This is a genomic window from Methylophaga sp., from assembly GCF_030651745.1.
This window is the reverse complement of the sequence record NZ_JAUSCC010000150.1, coordinates 1-6,932: the sequence shown is the minus strand read 5'-3', so window position 1 is coordinate 6,932 and position 6,932 is coordinate 1. Positions and strand designations below refer to the sequence as shown.

Annotated in this window: 7 protein-coding genes; 3 read left to right on the top strand and 4 right to left on the bottom strand. The window is 46.7% G+C overall.

Going from position 1 to position 6,932, the window contains the following annotated elements; genetic code table 11:
- Positions 1-37 precede the first annotated feature (37 nt).
- Genes Q7V21_RS17500 through Q7V21_RS17490 form a run of 3 tightly spaced genes read left to right on the top strand, consistent with a single transcriptional unit; the run spans position 38 to position 4,352 of the window.
- Positions 38-2,338, top strand: coding sequence for a DNA translocase FtsK (locus Q7V21_RS17500; RefSeq protein ID WP_304918517.1), 2,301 nt, complete (start codon positions 38-40; stop codon positions 2,336-2,338).
- A gap of 59 nt (positions 2,339-2,397) precedes the next feature.
- Positions 2,398-3,030 (top strand): outer membrane lipoprotein chaperone LolA, encoded by a 633-nt coding sequence (gene lolA / locus Q7V21_RS17495; protein ID WP_304918516.1) that lies wholly within the window; start codon positions 2,398-2,400, stop codon positions 3,028-3,030.
- Positions 3,030-4,352 (top strand): replication-associated recombination protein A, encoded by a 1,323-nt coding sequence (locus tag Q7V21_RS17490; RefSeq protein ID WP_304918515.1) that lies wholly within the window; start codon positions 3,030-3,032, stop codon positions 4,350-4,352. Before lolA ends, Q7V21_RS17490 begins: the two co-directional genes overlap by 1 nt.
- On the opposite strand, the gene Q7V21_RS17485 is transcribed toward Q7V21_RS17490, so the two are convergent.
- The 4 genes from Q7V21_RS17485 to Q7V21_RS17470 all read right to left on the bottom strand — a co-directional run.
- A complete protein-coding gene (locus Q7V21_RS17485) occupies positions 4,324-5,106 on the bottom strand; it encodes a class I SAM-dependent methyltransferase (protein ID WP_304918514.1) in 783 nt (260 codons plus the stop codon). The two genes, Q7V21_RS17490 and Q7V21_RS17485, sit on opposite strands and share 29 nt — an antisense overlap.
- Before the next feature lie 12 nt (positions 5,107-5,118).
- On the bottom strand, positions 5,119-6,111 hold the full coding sequence (locus Q7V21_RS17480; protein WP_304918513.1) for a beta-propeller fold lactonase family protein: 993 nt from the start codon (positions 6,109-6,111) through the stop codon (positions 5,119-5,121).
- On the bottom strand, positions 6,111-6,674 hold the full coding sequence (locus Q7V21_RS17475; RefSeq protein ID WP_304918512.1) for an SRPBCC family protein: 564 nt from the start codon (positions 6,672-6,674) through the stop codon (positions 6,111-6,113). Before Q7V21_RS17475 ends, Q7V21_RS17480 begins: the two co-directional genes overlap by 1 nt.
- Positions 6,675-6,700: 26 nt before the next feature.
- On the bottom strand, positions 6,701-6,932 hold a 232-nt coding region (locus tag Q7V21_RS17470; RefSeq protein WP_304918511.1), incomplete at its 5' end, for a hypothetical protein.

Here is a 6,932-nt window from a genome sequence, read left to right as displayed (position 1 = left end):
CTGCGTTTAATCAATTGGCTTCATTGGAAATATCACATTGGCACAAGCGACACGGGCAAACGACAAAAATAAACCAGATGTCTCCGCTGGCGCAGTCGGGTTCAGACTTCGTGAAGCAGCACTGATCCTGGCGCTGGCATTGGCGGCTTATCTATTACTGTCTTTAATCACCTACGAACCTACCGATCCTGGCTGGTCGACCACCGGAACTGACGATTTTATCGCCAATCGGGGAGGTATTGTCGGTGCCTGGCTTGCAGATACTTTGCTGTTTGCTTTTGGTTTACCTGCTTATCTGGCGCCATTAATGCTGGGATTCAGTGGCTGGCTGTTATTCAGCTGGGGCAAGCGTGCTGATGGCGATGATGAATTACATTTCTGGGTATTGAAATCTGTCGGATTGATTATGGCATTGGCAGCTGCCAGTGGCTTGTCATCGCTCAGTCTGGTTGAGTATGCAAAATATTTACCGGAAGGGGCGGGTGGTGTACTTGGACAATCCGTTGGTCAAGGGTTTGAAGCGGTATTCGGAGCATCGGGCACCAGTTTATTGCTATTAGCTTTATTGCTGACAGGGGTGACATTGTTTACCGGCTTATCCTGGCTGATGGTGATTGACCGGCTGGGGGCGATGGCGATGGTGGTATTGATCCATGTGTCTCGTTGGAGTCGTGAATTACAGGGCAATTTGCAAATCAGACGCACTCGTCAACAGCGTGAAGAAAGCTTTATCGCGCAGAAAGAAAAAATGCAAAGTAAGCCTAAAGTACGGGTTGAACCACAGATAGTGGTGAAAGAGCCTAGCAAGCGTGAAGAAAAAGAACGCCAGCAACCCTTGTTCGAAACACCTGATGCGCCGGGTATGCCAACCTTGTCTTTATTGGACATGCCAAAAGCAATCACCACGGGGTATAGCGAAGAAGTGTTAGAAGCGTTATCGCGTCTGGTCGAATTAAAGTTAAAAGATTTTGGTGTGGAAGTTCAGGTCGTTGAGGTTCAGCCCGGTCCGGTAGTAACCCGCTTTGAATTGCAACCGGCAGCAGGGATCAAGGTCAGTCGCATCAGTGGTCTGGCAAAAGATCTGGCCAGGGCGTTATCCATTACCAGCGTGCGTATTGTTGAAATTATTCCGGGCAAACCGTTTGTTGGTCTGGAAATTCCCAATGAAATTCGTGAAGTGGTTCGGTTACGCGAAATTCTGGCATGCAGTGATTACGAAAACAGTAAATCCCCATTGGTCATGGCTTTGGGTAAAGATATCGCTGGTAGACCCGTGGTTGCCAACCTTGAAAAAATGCCTCATCTGCTGGTTGCCGGTACAACAGGCTCGGGTAAATCAGTTGCCGTTAACGCAATGATCCTCAGCCTGCTTTATAAAGCCACACCAAAAGAGGTTCGCCTGATCATGGTGGATCCGAAAATGCTGGAATTATCGATTTACGAAGATATTCCGCATTTATTGACGCCTGTGGTTACCGATATGAAAGAGGCCGCCAATGCACTGCGTTGGTGTGTCGCGGAAATGGAACGACGTTATCCTTTGATGGCAGCATTGGGCGTGCGCAATATTGCTGGCTATAACAAGAAAGTGCAGGATGCCATCGATAATGGCGAGCCGATTCCTGACCCAATGGCAGAAGTATTGCCCGGTGAACCAATCCCGACGCTGGAAACTTTGCCATTTATCGTCGTTATCATCGATGAATTAGCCGATATGATGATGGTAGTTGGCAAGCAGGTGGAAGAACTGATTGCCCGCCTGGCGCAAAAAGCCCGTGCCGCTGGTATTCATTTGATTTTGGCCACGCAAAGACCCTCGGTGGATGTTATTACCGGCTTGATTAAAGCCAATATTCCAACCCGTATGGCGTTTCAGGTTTCTTCACGTATAGATTCGCGCACCATCCTTGATCAGATGGGCGCTGAACAACTATTAGGCCAGGGCGATATGCTGTATCTGCCACCTGGTAGCGGTTTACCGGAACGTGTTCACGGCGCATTTGTGGATGATCATGAAGTGCATGCCGTGGTGAATTTCCTGAAATCACAAGGCGGTCCTAATTATCTGGAAGAAATCACTCAGGATATCTCCGATGATGATGGCGAAAGTGCAGGTATTGGTGATGCCAGTGATGGTGAGACCGATCCGCTTTATGACCAGGCAGTGCAAATTGTCACAGAGAGCCGCCGTGCCTCTGTCTCTGGTGTGCAGCGTCGCCTGAAAATTGGTTATAACCGTGCGGCCCGAATTGTCGAAGCGATGGAGGCAGCAGGTGTGGTATCTGCAATGCAAACGAATGGTAGTCGCGAAGTATTGGCCCCACCACCACGCAACTAATGCAATTAGTTGACTGCGTTTGTTGTCTTAGTTGTTCTGAAACGATTTGGAGTAGAAAAATGATAAAACGCTGTGCAACACAGTGGTTGCTCTTAGGCGGTTTGATCCTGCCTTCATTGGCTTTTGCTGAATCAGCTATCGATAGGCTCAATAATTTTGTAAAGCAGGTTTCACAGCTGGAAGCCGACTTTCAGCAAACTGTGATTGATACCGATGGACAGGTGGTAGAGGAAGCCACCGGGCAGTTTTTGTTATCCAGACCCGGTAAATTTCGCTGGGATTATGACACGCCTTTTCCTCAACAAATCGTTGCTGATGGTGAGCGGATCTGGTTTTACGACGTCGATTTAGAACAAATTACCGTCAAACTGCAAGACGAAGCTTTAGCCGAAACGCCTGCCGGATTACTTTCAGGTAATACATTGCCTGAGGCTGAATACAATATTGTCGAGCTGGAATCGGAAGATGAACTGCAATGGGTTCGATTGATGCCGAAAGAAAACGATAATACCTATCAAACTGTTGCGTTGGCGTTTGATGCGAACGGTATCCGTGAAATGTTGATGGTCGACAGTTTTGATCAGCGTACTCGGCTGGTATTCAATAATGTCCGGATTAATGCGGGTCTACCTGACTCAAGATTTAAATTTATAACACCTGAAGGTGTTGATGTGGTGGGCGATATTCCCTAATGAGTCTGTTTGATAATCTGCATCCACAGGTTGGCCGACCATTGGCTGACCGGATGCGGCCGCAGACATTGGATGACTATATCGGCCAGCAGCATCTGCTGGCTGAAGGCAAGCCATTAAGACAGGCGATTGCCACTGGTCAACCGCACTCAATGATTTTCTGGGGACCTCCTGGCACTGGGAAAACCACATTGGCACGGCTGATTGCCGGATATTGCGATGCAGAATTTATCAGTATTTCTGCGGTGTTAGCTGGTGTTAAAGAAGTACGGGAAGCCGTTACCCGAGCTAAGCAACTGCAGCAGGAGCGTGGTCGACGCACCATGTTATTTGTTGATGAAGTACATCGTTTTAACAAATCTCAGCAAGATGCCTTTTTGCCCTATGTTGAAGATGGCACATTTACTTTTATCGGTGCCACCACCGAAAACCCTTCTTTTGAACTGAACAATGCCTTGCTATCAAGAGCACGGGTCTATGTGCTCAAATCTCTGGAAGTGAACGACTTAAAACTGATCATTGATCGGGCGATGCAGGATGGTATTCGCGGTCTTGCCGGTCGTGATATCAAACTGGATGACAGACTGCGTGAACAATTGGCGCAAGCTGCTGATGGTGATGGACGGCGAGTACTGAATCTGCTGGAAATTGCCATTGATCTGGCAGATAGCAAACAGCAAACAGAAGTTGATGAAGCCGATCTGGCTGAAGTTTTATCCGGCACGTTAAGACGCTTTGATAAAGGCGGTGAAGCCTTTTACGATCAGATATCGGCATTACATAAGTCAGTTCGTGGTTCTTCACCGGATGGCGCTTTGTATTGGCTGTGCAGAATGCTGGATGGCGGCTGTGATCCGGTCTATCTGATGCGTCGCATCGTGCGAATGGCGGTTGAAGATATTGGTAATGCCGATCCACGTGGATTACGCATTGCTTTGGATGCATGGGAGAGCTTTGATAAGTTGGGACGCCCAGAAGGCGAGCTGGCGATAGCTCAAGCCGTGGTTTATCTTGCCAGCGCACCTAAAAGTAATGCCGTTTATACCGCCTTTAAAGCTGCGATGCAGGATGCCAAAAATTTTGGTTCAGCGGAAGTGCCATTGCATTTGCGAAATGCACCCACCAAATTAATGAAAGAACTCGATTACGGTAAAGAATACCGTTACGCCCATGACGAGCCGGATGCCTATGCGGCGGGGGAAAATTATTTTCCTGAAACCATGCCGCAGCGGCAATACTATCAGCCGGTGAATCGTGGTCTGGAAATCAAAATTGCCGAAAAGCTGGCCCATCTTAGAGAGTTGGATAAACAACGCCGTTAGCGAATTTAAGGGTGTAAATATCGTAACGGGTATTTTTGCTTTCGATGCTGACATGCGGTTGTTGATTGGCAAAAAACTCCGCACCTTTAGGTCGTTTGACAGCCACTCTTTTTAAAGCAACTTCCCGCGACATATTAAGTAAATCCGAGCTATTGCTATCGGGGCCTACCAGTTGATGTAACAGCTGCATTTCTTTTTTGACCAATGCAGTTTTATCCCTTGAGGGATACATCGGATCCAGATAAACCACATCAGGTCGGTCAATTTCAGCAAGACTGGCCAGATAGTTCACGGCATTACCGTGATGTAGTTGCATGCGCGAAATGATCTCCGCAACATCATCATCCGCGACAGCTCGCTGTAACGCATCGGCTAACAAAGCTGCCATGACAGGATTCTGTTCTATCAAGGTGACCCGGCAGCCTAAGCTGGCAAATACAAATGCGTCTCTGCCAAAACCTGCTGTTGCATCAACAATATACGGGTTAGCCCCTTTTTTGAGTCCAACGGCTTTGGCTAATGGCTGACCACGGCCGCCACCAAACTGTCGGCGGTGTTGGTTTTTACCGGCGGTAAAATCGATAAATATCGGACCTCCCAGACCGGGAACCCGGATCTCCAATCTAGTATCGGTAAGCACCAGCTGAGGCAGATCTGTATTCAGTGAGACGAGTTGTAAACCACAGCGGGCAGCAATGATATCTGCTTGCCCTTTCAAAGCTGGATCGGTTACTGCCAGTGATTCTATCTGCACGGTCTAAGAGTGTTATTGGCTGATAATAAAATCGCCAAAGGCACGGCTACCATCTCCGGTTTTAATATCTTCAATACGTTTGCCGGTTGTAGTATCAATGATGGAAACACTGCCACTTCCCCAGTTTGAAACATAAAGATGCTTACCATTGGCGGTAATATCAATGCCTTCCGGACTATCATCCACCTCAATGGTATTGATAGTTTCAGCGGCAGCAATATCAATCACAGATACCGTGTTTTCATCCTGATTGGTGACATAAAGAAATTTGCCATCAGGACTGCTCACGGCGCAGTAAGGCCATTCTCCGACTTCAATCGTTGCAATTACCGCGAGACTATCGGTGTCTATCATGCTGACACTGTTATCCTGCACATTGACGCTGAAAAGCCGCTTGCCATCAGCCGTTAAGGCAAGGCCAAACGGAGCTTGTCCAACTTCGACTGTCTCAATAACCTTCTCGGTGATCGTATCAATTATGCTCACCGAATTATCATCACGATTAGCGACATATAAACGGTTTTGTGATTCATTAAGAATCACGCCGGCCGGGGAATTTCCGACATCAATACGTTTACGGATAAGTTGTTTATCTACTTCAACAACACTGATTTTATGCTCATACCAGTCAGCAACATATGCCAGACTGCCATTATGATTGGTGGCAATGCCTACAGGACCTTGGCCTACCGGGATTTGACTGATCTCAGTTAATTGGCGGGCGTCTAATACCGAAATATTCTGACTGTCTGGATTGGTAATCAATACACGCTGACCATCCGGACTTAACGCTACACCAGCAGGAGCTGTACCCACAGTAATGGTACTGACTACGGTTTGTTTATCGATATCAATAACACTGATGTCATTACTTAGCTGATTACTGATAAACGCATAATTGGCAGGTTCTGCGCAGGCCGACAGGCTAAAACTGGCAAGCACAAAAAAAGCGACCCGGTTAAGGGTCGCTTTAAAAAATGCATTTTCGTTAATAGAAAAAAGCATTATTTCTCCATGATATTTTTCAGATTTTCCAGACCGGTTTTGTAAACTTCGGTAACGACTGCAACTGCGTCAGCGTCAGCCTGACCTTCAGGTACAGGAGGGTTATCCATGAACGAACGGTAGAATTTTGCACGCCACATAACTTCTGTACCACCATCAACCTCTTTTACAAACATCCATGATTTGTAGGTTGATACAGGCAGTGTGTAATAAGGCGTATCTTTACTGTTGAAGGTGATGGTTTTGACGACACTCATATCGGTGATTTTGTAGATGACAGACATTCTTTCGTCATCAACTTTTTCTAATTCTTCAGTGATAGTCGGGTTGCCTTCGCTTTTCAACGTCAGAACACGGACGTTATCAGCTTTCATTTCCACGCTTTCAACAGCAGGATGCCACTGGTCGATAGCACTGAAATCTTTGAGCATTTCCCAGACTTTTTCCGGGGCCGCATTAATAACAACCTTTTCTTCAACTTGTTGGCGGGTAGGGCCATGAGCTGTTGCTACTAAAGGTAGAGCAATAACTGTTGCAGCAACGATTTGTAAAAATTTCTTCATTAAGATTCTCCGTTTGATCGGTAGTTTTACCACAATATCTTCAGGAACTTTGAGTCAGCATTAACAGAACAAGTTCCTGATACTTGAAATGGCGACAACACTTTAGCCGATAAAGAATGGTTTTTCCACACAGCGATTTGACTTAACATCAGCGATTCAAGAAAATTAGCGGTCTTTATATTTGATATCGGCAAAAAATAATGGCACCACTGATCAAAATCAGGGATTTGCATTTTAACCGTGGCGACAAAGTTATCT